The organism is Pseudomonas sp. MONT-RG-20F-20-E-7-02, assembly GCF_022662395.1.
Classification (GTDB): domain Bacteria; phylum Pseudomonadota; class Gammaproteobacteria; order Pseudomonadales; family Pseudomonadaceae; genus Aquipseudomonas.
Genome location: NZ_JAKNQN010000008.1, coordinates 306,118 through 321,538 on the forward strand (window position 1 = coordinate 306,118; position 15,421 = coordinate 321,538).

General features: G+C 59.0%; 15 protein-coding genes. 12 read left to right on the forward strand and 3 right to left on the reverse strand.

Annotated features, from left to right (window positions below):
* Nucleotides 1-68: 68 nt before the first annotated feature.
* Genes L8I05_RS23515 through L8I05_RS23525 form a run of 3 tightly spaced genes read left to right on the forward strand, consistent with a single transcriptional unit; the run spans nt 69 to nt 2,748 of the window.
* Complete coding sequence (locus L8I05_RS23515) at nt 69-947, forward strand: ABC transporter substrate-binding protein (protein WP_242171718.1); 879 nt, start codon at nt 69-71, stop codon at nt 945-947.
* Nucleotides 944-1,981, forward strand: a complete 1,038-nt coding sequence (locus L8I05_RS23520) for an iron ABC transporter permease (protein ID WP_197626748.1) — start codon at nt 944-946, stop codon at nt 1,979-1,981. Before L8I05_RS23515 ends, L8I05_RS23520 begins: the two co-directional genes overlap by 4 nt.
* Nucleotides 1,981-2,748, forward strand: coding sequence for a heme ABC transporter ATP-binding protein (locus L8I05_RS23525; RefSeq protein WP_242171719.1), 768 nt, complete (start codon nt 1,981-1,983; stop codon nt 2,746-2,748). The genes L8I05_RS23520 and L8I05_RS23525 overlap by 1 nt, the downstream gene beginning before the upstream one ends.
* Nucleotides 2,749-3,005: 257 nt before the next feature.
* Here the strand turns inward: L8I05_RS23525 and L8I05_RS23530 are convergent, their stop codons facing one another.
* The 3 genes from L8I05_RS23530 to L8I05_RS23540 form a co-directional block, all read right to left on the reverse strand.
* Nucleotides 3,006-3,278, reverse strand: coding sequence for a TfoX/Sxy family protein (locus L8I05_RS23530; RefSeq protein ID WP_159959903.1), 273 nt, complete (start codon nt 3,276-3,278; stop codon nt 3,006-3,008).
* A 205-nt stretch (nt 3,279-3,483) separates the two neighbouring features.
* Nucleotides 3,484-3,828, reverse strand: coding sequence for a pentapeptide repeat-containing protein (locus L8I05_RS23535; protein ID WP_159959901.1), 345 nt, complete (start codon nt 3,826-3,828; stop codon nt 3,484-3,486).
* Between the two features lie 93 nt (nt 3,829-3,921).
* The gene (locus L8I05_RS23540) at nt 3,922-5,478 is read right to left on the reverse strand and encodes a bifunctional aminoglycoside phosphotransferase/ATP-binding protein (protein ID WP_242171721.1); all 1,557 of its coding nucleotides are present in this window, start codon (nt 5,476-5,478) and stop codon (nt 3,922-3,924) included.
* Between the two features lie 118 nt (nt 5,479-5,596).
* Between L8I05_RS23540 and mrcB the strand changes: the two genes are divergently transcribed.
* The 9 genes from mrcB to msrQ all read left to right on the forward strand — a co-directional run bounded on the left by mrcB (nt 5,597) and on the right by msrQ (nt 15,414).
* The gene (gene mrcB / locus L8I05_RS23545; RefSeq protein ID WP_242171723.1) at nt 5,597-7,921 is read left to right on the forward strand and encodes a penicillin-binding protein 1B; all 2,325 of its coding nucleotides are present in this window, start codon (nt 5,597-5,599) and stop codon (nt 7,919-7,921) included.
* 16 nt (nt 7,922-7,937) lie between these two features.
* Nucleotides 7,938-8,672, forward strand: coding sequence for a hypothetical protein (locus tag L8I05_RS23550; protein WP_159959895.1), 735 nt, complete (start codon nt 7,938-7,940; stop codon nt 8,670-8,672).
* Entirely contained in the window at nt 8,672-9,001 is a 330-nt protein-coding gene (locus tag L8I05_RS23555) for a YqcC family protein (protein WP_095013553.1), read from the forward strand. The genes L8I05_RS23550 and L8I05_RS23555 overlap by 1 nt, the downstream gene beginning before the upstream one ends.
* Before the next feature lie 431 nt (nt 9,002-9,432).
* Nucleotides 9,433-11,157 (forward strand): acetolactate synthase 3 large subunit, encoded by a 1,725-nt coding sequence (locus L8I05_RS23560; RefSeq protein ID WP_159959891.1) that lies wholly within the window; start codon nt 9,433-9,435, stop codon nt 11,155-11,157.
* A 2-nt stretch (nt 11,158-11,159) separates the two neighbouring features.
* Nucleotides 11,160-11,651: an acetolactate synthase small subunit gene (gene ilvN / locus L8I05_RS23565; protein WP_003176102.1), complete on the forward strand. Its 492-nt coding sequence runs from the start codon at nt 11,160-11,162 to the stop codon at nt 11,649-11,651.
* Nucleotides 11,652-11,698: 47 nt separating this feature from the next.
* The gene (ilvC, locus tag L8I05_RS23570) at nt 11,699-12,715 is read left to right on the forward strand and encodes a ketol-acid reductoisomerase (RefSeq protein ID WP_003176099.1); all 1,017 of its coding nucleotides are present in this window, start codon (nt 11,699-11,701) and stop codon (nt 12,713-12,715) included.
* A gap of 144 nt (nt 12,716-12,859) precedes the next feature.
* The gene (gene pssA / locus L8I05_RS23575) at nt 12,860-13,717 is read left to right on the forward strand and encodes a CDP-diacylglycerol--serine O-phosphatidyltransferase (protein ID WP_159959887.1); all 858 of its coding nucleotides are present in this window, start codon (nt 12,860-12,862) and stop codon (nt 13,715-13,717) included.
* 63 nt (nt 13,718-13,780) lie between these two features.
* Complete coding sequence (gene msrP / locus L8I05_RS23580; RefSeq protein WP_242171725.1) at nt 13,781-14,794, forward strand: protein-methionine-sulfoxide reductase catalytic subunit MsrP; 1,014 nt, start codon at nt 13,781-13,783, stop codon at nt 14,792-14,794.
* A complete protein-coding gene (gene msrQ / locus L8I05_RS23585) occupies nt 14,794-15,414 on the forward strand; it encodes a protein-methionine-sulfoxide reductase heme-binding subunit MsrQ (protein ID WP_242171726.1) in 621 nt (206 codons plus the stop codon). The genes msrP and msrQ overlap by 1 nt, the downstream gene beginning before the upstream one ends.
* Nucleotides 15,415-15,421: the final 7 nt, after the last annotated feature.

Here is a 15,421-nt window from a genome sequence, read left to right on the forward strand (position 1 = left end):
CCTTGACGTGCAAATGCAAACAATTATCAAATGCCGGCTTCGCCCTGCCCTTGGAAGGAAACCCTGTTATGCGCCTGAGTACCAGCGCTATCGCGCTCGTTGCCTCACTGCTGGTCCACCAGGGGGCGCAAGCCTCTGAACTGCCACAACGCTGGGTCAGTGCCGGTGGGGCGCTATCGGAATGGGTGACGGCCTTGGGCGGGGAATCGAAGCTGGTGGGCGTTGATACTACCAGCCAGCACCCGGAATCGCTGAAAGCGTTGCCCAGCATCGGTTATCAGCGGCAGTTGTCGGCCGAAGGCATTCTCAGCCTGCGCCCGCAGCTGCTGGTAGGCACAGAAGAAATGGGCCCGCCGCCGGTGCTCGCGCAAATTCGTGGCGCGGGCGTGCAGGTGGAGATGTTCTCGGCCGAACCGGATCTTCCCACCCTGAAGGGCAACCTGCAGCACTTGGGCAAGTTGCTCGGCAGCGAGGCCAAAGCCAACGAATTGTTTACCGGATATGAACAGGCGCTTGAGCGGCAGAAAACCTGGGTCACCAAAGCGCAGGCCACACAAAAGGCACCAGGCGTGCTGTTGTTGCTTGGCCACGCGGGCGGCAAGCCGCTGATTGCGGGCAAAGACACCGCCGCAGATTGGCTGCTGCAACAGGCGGGCGGGCGCAACCTGGCGACCCACACTGGCTATAAGCCGTTTTCGGTGGAGTCGCTGGCGGGGTTGAGTCCGGACGTGCTGGTGTTTGCGGATCGTGCCCTTACCGGTGATGCGGCCCGCGCGGCGTTGTTCAAGGAAAACCCGATTTTGGCTTCAACGCCCGCCGCCAAGCATGGCCGCGTATTTGAGCTCGACCCGACGCTGCTGGTCGGCGGGCTGGGGCCGCGTTTGCCGCAAAGCCTGGTGCAACTGTCTGCCGGGTTTTATCCGTCCCAGGCAAAACCTGCCCCATGACCACTCTGGTTAAACCGAAAACGCTGTTTATCGGGCTGACGCTGTTGTGTGTATTGGCGATCTGGCTCTCGCTGGCGTTGGGGCCGGTGAGCCTGCCGTTGCTGGACACGCTCAGGGCCGCCTTGCGCCTGATGGGTGTGCCGATTGATGCCCAAGGCCTGGAGCAGGCCGAATTGATCCTGGGGCAAATTCGCCTGCCGCGCACATTGCTCGGCTTGGCGGTCGGCGGTGTGCTGGCGTTGTCGGGTGTGGCGATGCAGGGGTTGTTTCGAAACCCGCTGGCCGATCCAGGCTTGGTGGGTGTGTCCAGTGGTGCGGCGCTGGGCGCGGCGGTGGCGATTGTCGGCGGTGCGTTTTTTGGCGGCCTGCCGGATGCGTTCGGGCCTTATTTATTGTCGTTGTGTGCGTTTCTCGGTGGGTTGGGCGTCACGGCCCTGGTCTATCGCCTCGGGCGCCGCAATGGCCAGACCAATGTGGCGACGATGCTGCTCGCCGGTATTGCGCTCACAGCCCTCGCCAGCTCGGCGGTGGGGTTGTTTACCTATTTGGCCGACGACGCCACCTTGCGCACCCTGACCTTCTGGAACCTGGGCAGCCTCAATGGCGCGAGCTATTCGCGGTTGTGGCCTTTATTGCTGGTGAGCGCCGGTGTGGCGCTGTGGCTGCCGCGCCGGGCCAAGGCGCTGAATGCACTGTTGCTGGGTGAGTCCGAGGCCAGCCACCTTGGCATTGATGTTGAAGGGCTCAAGCGTGAGCTGGTGTTTTGCACCGCTCTGGGCGTGGGCGCGGCAGTAGCGGCGGCAGGGATGATTGGGTTTGTCGGGCTGGTGGTGCCGCACCTGGTGCGGCTGCTGGCGGGGCCTGACCATCGGGTACTGCTGCCGGCCTCGGTGCTGGCGGGCGCGAGTTTGCTGCTGTTTGCGGATCTGGTGGCGCGCCTGGCCTTGGCGCCGGCGGAGTTACCGATCGGCATTGTGACGGCGTTTATTGGCGCGCCGTTTTTTCTTTATCTGTTGTTGCGGGGGCGTGCCTGATGCTGCGAGTCGAAGCGCTGCAGATTCGGCGCGGTCGCAAGACTGTCTTGGCCGATGTCAGCCTGGACCTGTTGCCGGGCCAAGTGCTGGGCGTGCTGGGGCCCAATGGCGCCGGCAAAAGTACCCTGCTGGGCGCGCTGTGCGGTGAGTTGCACCCTGATCAGGGCAATGTGTGGCTGGATCAGCAAGCGCTAAGCAGTTGGAGCGGCTCTCAGCGTGCGCAACGGCTGGCAGTGTTGCCGCAAACCTCGACCCTGGATTTTGCGTTCAGGGTCGAAGAAGTCGTCGGCATGGGGCGTTTGCCGCATCAGACCGGGCGAGTGCGTGATGATGAAATCATCAGCGCGGCGTTGCACGCAGCGGACGTCGGGCACTTGAGCGGTCGCAGTTACCTGGCGTTGTCCGGTGGCGAGCGTCAACGTGTGCACCTGGCGCGGGTATTGGCGCAGTTATGGCCGGGTGAAGCGGGGCAGACGCTGCTGTTGGATGAGCCGACGTCAATGCTTGACCCTTTGCACCAGCACACGACGTTGCAGGCTATTCGCAGCTTCGCCGATCGAGGCGCGGCGGTGCTGGTGATCCTCCATGACCTGAACCTGGCGGCGCGCTACTGTGACCGTATCTTGCTGCTGCAGGACGGGCGCCCACATGCCCTGGACACGCCCGCCGAAGTCTTGCGACCGGAACCGCTCAAGGCTGTGTTTGGTTTGGATGTGCTGGTGCAGCCGCATCCGGAGCGTGGGCATCCGCTGATCATTGCGCGCTGAGGCTGGCTTTTTTACAGGCAGCTTTCTACAGGTAAAAAAAGACCCGGCAAGAGCCGGGTCAAATAACCGTGATTAGCCTGATGAGGAGATAATCTGAGAGTCCGAACCAATGGTCTTTCAGTTATCGGCTGATCTCGCGACCAGTTGTGATAATCATAACGATTCTCATTTAAGAGTCAACATTTGTTTTCGTGCGTTTTGCTGATTTCTTCAATACGTGTTTGCAATGCCCGTAAACACTGGGCCTGATCGCCGCACTAAATCTTCTGACGCGCTGAAATAGCATCCAACTGGCGGTTCAGTGCTTCCTTGCGCTCCGCGGGAATGTCGTTCCAGTGCACATCCATCAATGCGCCCTCAATTGCATACAGCAACACTTTCGATGCCCGGAAGCCGCGAGTTCGTACGGCTCGGTAGGCATCGACCGCTCCCAGGCGGCGCAAGTCGGACGCGCTGTGGATACCCACCGCGTGCAGCCACTGCGCCGACGTCTTGCCAAGGTTTTTCAGGTGTTGCAGCTCATCGTTCATCAAGCCTCCTTGCGACGGCCGAATGGTGCGGTGGGTATTCGTGACCAGGCAAGCCTGAAAAGGAGTGTAGCGCTCAGTAGGAAAAGCGTAGTTCTTTGGTCATGAACGGCTGAAACGCTTATAAGAATGGCGCTGAGTGTTTGTATGTGGGCAGGTGCGAATCACCCGGCGCGCTGGATGCGTAGCCGGGGTTCGACAGGGGGCGTCACTTGGTGCGGTAGCGCAGGCGCGTGCCGAAATTGACCGACATCAGGATCTCGTCCGCAGTCAGTTCAGGCGGGAAGTAGGTGCCGGAGATCTGCGCATGGGCCAAGCTGGCGCCTTCCAATGAGCAGTCGCGCAAGTCCAGGCCGCGCAGGTCGGCGGAGCGGAAGTAGGCGTCGGTGAAGTCGACACCGGTGGCGTCCAGGTCACGCAGGTCCAGCCCGCGGAAGTCGCCACCGCGCATGTCGATGGTCCCGTCTTTGGGGCGTTCCTGGTTGAAGCCTCGAATGTCGTCCTTGTGCAGGAGCGCGTAGAGCGGGGTATCAAGAAGCTTGGGCTGACTCATGACGGCGACTCCTGTTGGAATTATGACGCCATTATAGTGCCACTATTGCTCGGTCGTGCACCGTAGATCGGTGACACGACCAAGAAATATTTCTTACAAACCTGGCAGGGCTTGGCGGATGTGCGCTACCAAGGCATCCAGGGTTCCGCTCTCATTGGTCTCGACGCGTTTGCTGAGCAGCAGCTCTTGGGCTGTCAGCGGGTCGCGATTGGCCTGCTGCTCTTCGATTACGGCCAGTGTCGCGTCGGAAGGATCGTTTTTATCCGCCTGACGTTGTGCCAACCAGCTGGCGATAACAGCTTGCGGCGCATTGCAATCCAGGATCAGGAAGGGCGCGCCGGTGGCTTCAGCAATTTTGGCGGCTGCGTCGCGTTGTTCGCTTTTAAGGAAGGTGGCATCCAGCACCACCGGGTAGCCGGCACGCAACACGGTATCGGCGATTTCGTTCAGACGAGCATAGGTGGCTGCGCTGGAGTCGGCGGCATAGATACCGGCCTGTGGCGTGTTCTCTACCTGCTGCTCACCAAACAGGCGCTTGCGCTCCACATCCGAACGCAGGCGTACGGCGCCCAATGCTTCCACCAGGCGCATGGCCACGTGGCTTTTGCCGACGGCCGATACACCGTGGGTAATCGCCAGGAAGCGCGAAGGAATCGTACTGTAACTTTCTGCCAGGTTGGCGTAGTTGCGGTACTGGCGCAGGGTAGTGGCGCGTTGTACCGGGCTTGCCTCGCTGGGCATGCTGAACAGCGCAATCTTGGCGCGTACCAGCGCGCGATAGGCTTTATAGAAGTTCAGCACTTCGAGGCCTTGGTAGTCGCCGGTCAGTTCCAGGTATTGGCTGATAAAGCGGCGCGCCAGGGATTTGAGGCCACGGTCTTCCAGGTCCATCGCCAGGAAGCCGGTGTCGGCGTACACATCGGTGAAGCGGAAGGGCTCGTTGAACTCGATGCAGTCGAAGATCACCACTTGGCCGTCGATCAGCGTGGCGTTCCCCAAGTGGATATCGCCGTGGCATTCGCGGGTAAAGCCATCGAGCTTGCGCTGTACCAGCAGTGGCTTGAGTCGCTCGAAGCTGCTTTCAGCCCAGGCTTGCAGGGCTTCCAGTTGAGCCAGGTCGGCTTTTTCGCTGAGGAAGGGGCGGATCTGCTCGAAGTTCTGGCGTACCGGTGCCATCACCTCGTCCGGCGTGCCGGCCGGGTGCTCCTGTGGAACCTTCGGTGCGCTGAGGTGGAAATGCGCAATCTGCCTGGCCATTTCATCAATGTGCGCGCTGGTCAGTTCGCCGTTGGCTTGCAAGGTGCTGAGCAGTTGGCTTTGCGGGAACTGGCGCATTTTCAGCGCGTACTCGATCACCGGGCCGTCGCCGCCCAGTTGTGGGGCTTCGGCGCTGCCGGTGATTGGCAACACTTCAAGATACAAATCTTCAGTCAGGCGCTGGTTGAGGCGCAGTTCTTCATTGCAGAAGTGCCCACGGTCATCCAGTTGGGTGAAATCCAGGAAGCCGAAGTTCATCGGCTTCTTCAGTTTATAGGCGAAGGGGCCGGTCAGAATGACCCAGGAAATATGGGTCTCGATAACTTGAAACGCTTCAACCGGATGGGGATACAAAGCCGGGTTTTGCAGGGCAGCGATCAGGGTCTGGCTCACAGGCGATCCTTCAAAGTCGGGGGGAAATCATGGCGGGCATTATGGCGGTTACAGCCGGTCGTGCAAACCGCTGTCCGGCTCATGTTGATCATCAATAAAGTGCGTATAATCCGCCGCCATGACTCGAACCCGATCTCCCCGTTCCCGTAAAAAACCTCCTTCCCGCGGCCTGCGCCCGTGGCTGGGCTGGGCACTCAAGCTAAGCCTGGTAGGCCTGGTGGTGCTCGCCGGCTTAGCGGTGTACCTCGACGCTGTGGTCCAGGAGAAATTCTCCGGCAAGCGCTGGACCATTCCGGCCAAGGTGTACGCACGCCCGCTGGAACTGTTCACCGGCCAGAAGCTGAGCAAGGATGACTTCCTTACCGAACTCGATGCACTGGGCTACCGCCGCGAGCCAGTGAGCAATGGCCCGGGCGCAGCCGCCGTCAGCGGCAATACCGTTGACTTGAACACCCGCGGTTTCCAATTCTATGAGGGCCTGGAAAAAGCCCAGCCGGTGCGCGTGCGTTTCTCGGGCGATTACGTCGCCGAACTGTCGTCTCTCAACGGTTCGAAGCTGCCGGTGGTACGCCTTGAGCCGCTGATGATCGGCGGCATTTACCCGAAAAATCTTGAAGATCGCATCCTGATCAAGCTTGATCAGGTGCCGCCGTATCTGCTCGAAACCCTGGTTGCCGTGGAAGACCGCGATTTCTACAGCCACTGGGGCGTGTCGCCGAAGTCGATTGCCCGCGCCATTTGGGTCAACACCTCTGGCGGCAAGATGACTCAGGGCGGCAGTACGCTGACGCAACAATTGGTCAAGAACTTCTACCTGACCAACGAGCGCAGCCTGACCCGTAAACTGACCGAAGCCATGATGGCAATGCTGCTGGAGCTGCATTACAGCAAGCAGGAGATCCTCGAGGCTTACCTCAATGAGGTATTCGTCGGTCAGGATGGCCAGCGCGCCGTTCACGGGTTTGGCTTGGCCAGCCAGTTCTTCTTTGGCCAGCCGTTGTCCGAATTGAAATTGCATCAAGTTGCGTTGCTGGTGGGCATGGTCAAGGGCCCGTCCTATTACAACCCGCGTCGCAACCCGGAGCGCGCGCTTGAGCGTCGCAACCTGGTGCTGGACGTGCTTGAACAGCAGGGCGTGGCGACGGCCGAGCAAGTCGCGGCGGCGAAGAAAATGCCACTGGGCGTTACCACCCGCGGCAAGCTGGCCGACAGCTCGTTCCCAGGCTTTATCGACCTGGTCAAACGCCAGTTGCGTGAAGACTATCGTGACGAAGACTTGACCGAAGAGGGGCTGCGGATTTTCACCAGTTTCGACCCGATTCTGCAGATGAAAGCCGAAGCCTCGGTCAACGACACGTTCAAGCGCCTGACCGGCCGCAAAGGCTCCGATGAGGTCGAAGCGGCGATGGTCGTGACCAACCCGGAGACCGGTGAAGTGCAGGCCATGATCGGCAGTCGCCAGGCGAGCTTTGCCGGTTTCAACCGCGCGCTCGATGCTGTGCGGCCGATCGGTTCGCTGGTCAAGCCGGCGGTCTATCTGACGGCTCTGGAAAAGCCGAGCAAATACACGCTGACCAGTTGGCTCTCGGATGACCCGCTGTCGGTCAAAGGTGCCGATGGCCAAGTGTGGACGCCGCAGAACTTCGATCGTCGATCCCACGGCACCGTGTTCCTGTACCAAGGCCTGGCCCATTCCTACAACATTTCCACCTCGCGCCTTGGGCTGGAAGTGGGTGTGCCGAATGTGTTGAAAACCTTGGGTCGCCTCGGCATCAACCGTGAGTTCCCGGCGTTCCCATCGATGCTGCTGGGCGCTGGCGCCATGACGCCGATGGAAGTGGCCACCATGTACCAGACGCTGGCCAACGGTGGTTTCAATACACCGATGCGCGGCATTCGCAGCGTGCTGACTGCCGAGGGCGAGCCGCTCAAGCGGTACCCGTTCCAGATTCAGCAGCGTTTTGATGCGGGCTCCATTTACCTGATCCAGAACGCCATGCAGCGCGTCATGCGTGAAGGTACAGGGCGCTCGGTCTACAGCGTGCTGCCGTCAAACCTGACGCTGGCGGGCAAGACCGGCACCAGTAACGATTCGCGTGACAGTTGGTTCGCCGGCTTCGGCCAGGATGTACTGGCCGTGGTGTGGCTGGGGCGTGACGACAATGGCAAGACGCCGTTCACCGGTGCCACCGGTGCGCTGCAGGTCTGGACCAGTTTCATGCGCAAGGCCGACCCGCTGCCGCTGAATATGCCGCAACCGGACAACATCGTGCAGGCCTGGATTGATCCGCACACGGGGCAGGGCTCCGATGCCAACTGTCCGGGCGCAGTGCAGATGCCGTATATTCGCGGCAGCGAGCCACCACCCGGCGCCGCATGCGGTGGCAGTGCCCCCGCTGACGCGGAATCGGTGATGGATTGGGTCAAGGGCTGGATGAATTAAGCAAAGAGGGTTTCAAGTGAACAAGTGGTTGATTCCAGCTATTACAGCTCTCGCGGTGCTCAGCGGTTGCTCAAGCGTGCAGCGCGGTTCGATTCCCGTTGTGGACTCGAGCACGACGGTTTCGAATAACGATCGCATCTCGGCCAACGGCGGTTTCCGTCAGACCGTGGTCAAGCGTCCTGCCCAAGCCACCCCTCAATCCATTCCCCAGGATTCGGGTGTGGTGGTGATGGTGCCGGGCGGTGGTGCTGCGACCTCCGCACCGATCAGTGCCGAGCCGTGGACGCCAGGGCCAAGCACATCGGGGCCGGTTGACTCCACGCCGATTCAAACGGCGCCGGTCAATCAGGGTACCTACAACATGCCTTCCACGCCGAGTGGCATTCCATCGGCGTCCAGCGCTGGCGGCCTTTCGGCGGACGAGCAATTGGACGGGCCGGTTCTGGCGTTATTGACCACCGCCCAGCAGCAACAGGCCGGTGGCGACTTGAATGGTGCATCGTCGAGCCTCGAGCGCGCCCAACGCGTTGCTCCACGTGAGCCGCAAGTGCTGTATCGCCTGGCCCAAGTGCGCATGGCCCAGGGCGATGCGCCGCAAGCCGAGCAGTTCGCCCGTCGCGGCCTGACCCTGGCCAATGGTCGCCCAGACCTGCAAGCCAATCTGTGGGCCTTGATTGGTGATGCACGTGCCGCACAAGGCGATGCCGCCGGTGCCGCCCAGGCACGTCAAAAAGCCAAGGTCAGCCTCTGATGGATGCGCGTTTTCCAGCGATTGCCGAACAGTTATTGCTGATTGAGCGCGAATTGCGCGTGCAGGGCTGGTGGGACGAGGTGTCCCCCAGCGCCGAGGCGCTCAGCAGTGTCGAGCCTTTTTCGGTCGACACTCTGGATTTCCACCAATGGCTGCAATGGATTTTCCTGGTGCGCATGAAGCAGATCCTCGAGCAGGACCTGCCATTGCCCAATGCATCAGGGATCCTGGAAATGGCCGAGATGGTTTACGCCGATCGGCCGCTGGAAAGCCTTGGCTTGCGTAATGCGCTGAAAAAGTTCGACCAATTGATCGTCGACGCTCGTTAATTGCCTGACTGCCGGGTTTTCCGGCAGTCTTGCGCACATTTCTACCGCTTGACGACATTCAGGCGAGTTTTATCCCTCCTCAAACCCCTTTCTTATGCGTTCTCATGCGCTTAGTTGGAAAAAAGCGCAATTATTGCTTGACTTGAAGGGGCTGAAACAGAAGAATCCAAAGTCCGCTGTATCGGGACTGCCAGAAGCAGGCCCGCTCAGCAGATCATGAGGCGCATATCCGCGCCGACCTGTAACACCCGCAACGCGTTACCTCGCGCTGGGTGGGAAAAGCCCGCAACACTTGGGACGATCCCAATACTTGCTCAGTCAGTGCTGACGTAGTCGGCGACCACCGTCGCTCATGCTCTGTTGAGAAGTAAACCTATTAAGACCCGTCGGTTTTTAACGGACGGTATTCTGGCGTTTTAGAGGTGAACAACGTGGAGCTTTTATCTGGCGGTGAGATGCTCGTCCGCTTTTTGCGTGACGAAGGCGTCGACTATATCTATGGGTACCCAGGTGGTGCTCTGCTGCATGTTTACGACGCACTGTTCAAGGAACCGGCTGTTACCCACATCCTGGTTCGCCACGAACAGGCCGCGACCCATATGGCTGACGGTTATGCCCGTGCCACCGGTAAAGCCGGCGTGGTACTGGTAACGTCCGGCCCAGGCGCAACCAATGCCATTACCGGCATCGCGACTGCTTATATGGACTCCATCCCGATGGTGATCATTTCCGGCCAGGTCGCAAGCACCATGGTCGGTACCGATGCATTCCAGGAAACCGACATGATCGGTATCTCCCGGCCGATCGTGAAACACAGCTTCATGATCAAGCATGCGTCGGAAATCCCGGAAGTCATGAAAAAGGCCTTCTACCTCGCACAGTCCGGTCGTCCGGGGCCTGTTGTTGTAGATATCCCGAAAGACATGACCAACCCGGCTGAAAAATTCGAATACGTCTTCCCGAAGAAAGCCAAGCTGCGCTCCTACAGCCCAGCCGTTCGTGGGCACTCGGGGCAAATCCGCAAGGCGGCAGAAATGCTCCTGGCGGCCAAGCGCCCAGTCCTGTACTCGGGTGGTGGCGTGATTCTGGGCGGCGGTTCCGCACCGTTGACCGAACTGGCCAAACTGCTCAACCTGCCGGTCACCAACACCTTGATGGGCCTCGGCGCATTCCCGGGTTCGGACCGTCAGTTCGTCGGCATGCTCGGCATGCACGGCAGCTACACCGCCAACCTCGCCATGCACCACGCCGATGTAATCCTGGCGGTGGGCGCGCGGTTCGATGACCGAGTGATCAACGGCGCGAGCAAATTCTGCCCGAATGCCAAGATCATCCACATTGACATCGACCCGGCATCCATCTCCAAGACCATCAAGGCCGATGTGCCGATCGTGGGTCCTGTAGAAAGCGTATTGACCGAAATGGTCGCCGCGCTGAAGGACATCGGCGAAACGCCGAACAAGGAATCCGTTGCCAGCTGGTGGAAGCAGATCGACGAATGGCGCGGTGACCGCGGCCTGTTCCCTTACGACAAGGGCGACGGCAGCATCATCAAGCCACAAACCGTGATCGAAACCCTGTGCGAAGTGACCAAGGGCGACGCCTTTGTGACCTCCGACGTGGGCCAGCACCAAATGTTCGCCGCGCAGTACTACAAGTTCGACAAGCCTAACCGCTGGATCAACTCCGGTGGCCTGGGCACGATGGGCTTTGGTTTCCCTGCGGCGATGGGTGTGAAGCTGAGCTTCCCCGACACCGATGTCGCGTGCGTCACCGGTGAAGGCAGCATCCAGATGAACATCCAGGAACTGTCGACGTGCTTGCAGTACGGCCTTCCGGTGAAGATCGTCTGCCTGAACAACGGCGTGCTGGGCATGGTTCGTCAGTGGCAGGACATGAGCTACAACAGCCGTCACTCCCATTCCTACATGGAGTCGTTGCCGGATTTCGTCAAGTTGGTTGAAGCCTATGGCCACGTCGGCATTCGCATCACCGATTTGAAAGATCTGAAGCCGAAGATGGAAGAGGCGTTCGCCATGAAGGACCGCCTGGTGTTCCTCGATATTCAAGTGGACACCAGCGAGCACGTCTACCCGATGCAGATCAAAGACGGCTCCATGCGCGATATGTGGTTGAACAAGACGGAGCGTACTTAATCATGCGGCACATTATCTCCCTGCTTCTGGAGAACGAACCCGGCGCTCTGTCTCGTGTTGTCGGCCTGTTTTCGCAACGTAACTACAACATCGAAAGCCTGACCGTGGCGCCAACCGAAGACCCGACCCTGTCGCGCCTGACGTTGACCACCGTGGGCCACGATGAGGTGATCGAGCAGATCACCAAGAACCTCAACAAGCTGATCGAAGTGGTCAAGCTGGTCGACCTGTCGGAAAGTGCCCACATCGAGCGCGAGCTGATGCTGGTCAAGGTCAAAGCCACGGGTGCCCAACGTGCCGAGATCAAACGCACTACCGATATTTATCGCGGGCAGATCGTCGATGTGAGTGCCAGCGTTTATACCGTTCAACTGACCGGTACAAGCGACAAGCTGGACAGCTTCATCCAGTCGATCGGGACGGCCTCGATTCTGGAAACGGTACGCAGTGGTGTCACCGGGATTGCCCGTGGCGACAAAGTACTCAGCATCTAACCCAAATTAGCGAATGGCCTTACGGCCTGGATATATAGAGGAACCTCATGAAAGTTTATTACGATAAAGATTGTGACCTGTCGATCATCCAGGGCAAGAAAGTCGCCATCATCGGCTACGGTTCCCAGGGCCACGCTCAAGCGTGCAACCTGAAAGATTCCGGCGTTGACGTGACTGTTGGCCTGCGTAAAGGCTCGGCCACTGTTGCCAAGGCTGAAGCTCATGGCCTGAAAGTGACTGACGTTGCTTCCGCCGTTGCTGCTGCCGACCTGGTCATGATCCTGACCCCGGACGAGTTCCAGTCCGCGCTGTACAAGAACGAAATTGAGCCGAACATCAAGAAAGGCGCCACCCTGGCCTTCTCCCACGGTTTTGCGATTCACTACAACCAGGTTGTGCCGCGTGCTGACCTCGACGTGATCATGATCGCGCCGAAAGCACCGGGCCACACCGTGCGTTCCGAGTTCGTCAAAGGCGGCGGTATCCCTGACCTGATCGCGATCTACCAGGACGCCTCGGGCAACGCCAAGAACGTTGCGCTGTCCTACGCTGCCGGCGTGGGTGGCGGTCGTACCGGCATCATCGAAACCACCTTCAAGGACGAGACTGAAACCGACCTGTTCGGCGAACAAGCCGTTCTGTGCGGCGGTACCGTTGAGCTGGTTAAAGCCGGTTTCGAAACCCTGGTTGAAGCTGGCTACGCGCCGGAAATGGCCTACTTCGAATGCCTGCACGAACTGAAGCTGATCGTTGACCTCATGTACGAAGGCGGTATCGCCAACATGAACTACTCGATCTCCAACAACGCCGAATACGGCGAGTACGTGACTGGCCCGGAAGTGATCAACGCCGAGTCCCGTCAGGCCATGCGCAACGCCCTGAAACGTATTCAGGACGGCGAATACGCCAAAATGTTCATCAGCGAAGGCGCAACCGGCTACCCTTCGATGACCGCCAAGCGTCGTAACAACGCCGCTCACGGTATCGAAGTCATCGGCGAGCAACTGCGCTCCATGATGCCGTGGATCGGTGCCAACAAGATCGTCGACAAAGCTAAAAACTAAGTCGTACGCATCAAGAGAAAACGCGGCTTAGGCCGCGTTTTTTCGTTTGAGGAGCTGGTTCTGGTATAAAGCTGCATCGTTTGCGGGCGAACACGCGCCGCAAGTATTTGTCGAATTTTTTCACACCGTTGCAAGGTAAAGTCCATGAGCGAACGTCCCGAAGAGCCACACCAGGCCTCTGACGCCGAAAGCCTGCTACCGATCGATGAGCATGTCGAAGAAGGGCATGACGCGGAAGGTCGCAAGGTCCGGCATCGTGGCATCTATCTTCTGCCCAATCTGTTCACTACGGCGAACCTGTTCGCCGGGTTCTATTCCATCATCAACTCCATGAGCGCTCAAAGTGCATTGGCGGCGGGTGATGCGGTGAGCGCCAGCAAGTATTTCGGCTTTGCTGCCATCGCAATTTTCGTGGCCATGGTGCTTGATGGCCTGGATGGCCGTGTTGCGCGCATGACCAATACGCAGAGTGCCTTCGGTGCCGAGTACGACTCGCTGTCGGACATGGTTGCTTTCGGCGTTGCGCCTGCACTGCTGGCATTTGCATGGGCGCTGGGGGATATGGGCAAGGTTGGCTGGATGGTCGCCTTCATCTATGTCGCCGGTGCCGCGTTGCGCCTGGCGCGCTTCAATACCCAAGTGGGCACTGCCGACAAGCGTTACTTCATTGGTCTGGCCAGCCCGGCTGCTGCGGGTGTAGTGGCGGGTATCGTCTGGGCCTTCAGTGACTACGGCATCCAGGGTTCGAAGATGTCATTCCTGGTGGCCTTGATGGTTGCGGCTGCTGGCATGCTGATGGTCAGCAACATCAAGTACAACAGTTTCAAGGAGTTCGACCTCAAGGGGCGCGTGCCTTTCGTCGCTATCCTCGTTGTGGTGCTGGTGTTCGCGGTCGTGTTCAGTGATCCGCCGCGTATCCTGCTGCTGGCGTTCCTGATTTACGCCGCTTCGGGGCCGATTCAGTACCTTCTGCATCTGCGACGCGACAAAACATTGCCTTAATGTAATGTCCGCCATACTCCGCAGTCTATTGGTGCATCAGTCCTCCAATGCTGCGGAGTTGCCATGTTAATCAAAATCCCCAAAGCGTCCGAATGTCACGAATCGGATGTCACGCCTGAATCCTTCTATCTTTCTCGCCGTAGTTTACTCGGTGGTGCGCTCACCGGCGTGGCCGCCAGTGCATTGCCGCGCTGGGCCAGCGCTGAGGAGGCTGCACGTTACGCAGACGTGGAGCCGGGCAAAGCACCGAACTGGTTCGCCGAAAAACTGCCGAGTACGAAATGGCAGGCGGTTACCGTCAAGGACGAAGCCATCACCCCATTCAAGGACGCGACCCACTACAACAACTTCTATGAGTTCGGTACAGGCAAGGGCGACCCGGCGACGAATGCGGGTTCACTCAAGACTGAACCTTGGAGTGTGGTGATTGATGGGGAAGTCGGGAAACCGGGGCGTTATGCCCTCGAAGACTTCATGAAGCCCTATCAGTTAGAAGAACGTATCTACCGTTTACGCTGTGTCGAGGCGTGGTCGATGGTCATTCCATGGATCGGCTTCCCGATCTCGGCCTTGCTCAAGCAAGTTGAGCCGACCTCCAAGGCCAAGTACATCCGCTTTGAAACCCTGCAGGACCCGAAAAGCATGCCGGGCCAGCGCTCGAGTTTTGGTCTGATCGATTGGCCTTATATAGAAGGGCTGCGTCTGGACGAGGCGATGAACCCGCTGGCGATCCTTGCCGTAGGTATGTATGGCCGTGAGTTGCCTAACCAGAACGGTGCACCATTGCGTCTGGTGGTGCCGTGGAAGTATGGCTTCAAGAGCGTGAAATCCATTGTGCGTATCAGCCTGGTGAGCGAGCAACCGAAAACGACCTGGCAGAGTATCGCTGCGGATGAATATGGGTTCTACGCAAACGTGAACCCTACGGTCGATCATCCACGCTGGACCCAGGCGCGGGAGCGTCGCCTGCCGAGTGGTCTGTTCAGCCCGAATGTGCGCGAGACCCAGATGTTCAATGGCTACTCGGATGAGGTCGCCTCGCTTTATACCGGTCTCGACCTGCGGAAGAATTACTGATGCGTTACCCCATCTGGCGCGTAAGCGTCTTTATAGCGGCAGCTATATGGCCTTTTTTCTGGCTGTATGAGGCGTGGAGTTCTGTGCTTGGGCCTGACCCTGGCAAAGTGTTGATGGACCGATTGGGTCTTGGGACGTTAATTCTGTTGCTGATCACGCTGGGCATGACGCCATTGCAGAAGCTGAGCGGGTGGGCGGGGTGGATAGCAATCCGCCGACAGCTGGGGCTTTGGTGTTTTGCATATGTGGTTCTGCACCTGGCGGCTTACTGCGTCTTTATTCTTGGTCTTGATTGGTCGCAATTCGGGGTGGAGCTGCGTAAGCGGCCTTACATCATTGTGGGTGCGCTGGGCTTCCTCTGTTTATTGGTGCTGGCGGTGACTTCCAATCGCTATAGCCAGCGTCGGTTGGGCAGCCGTTGGAAGAAACTGCATCGTCTGGTGTATGTGATTCTAGGGCTGGGTTTGCTGCATATGCTGTGGATTGTGCGGGCCGATCTGAAGGAGTGGGCGATCTATGCCTCTATAGGTGCGCTGCTTTTGGTATTGCGGATTCCACCCGTAATGCGCCGGATTCCACGCCTTATCGCGAAAAAACCAGTTTCTGCAACAAAAGCGTAATTAGTGC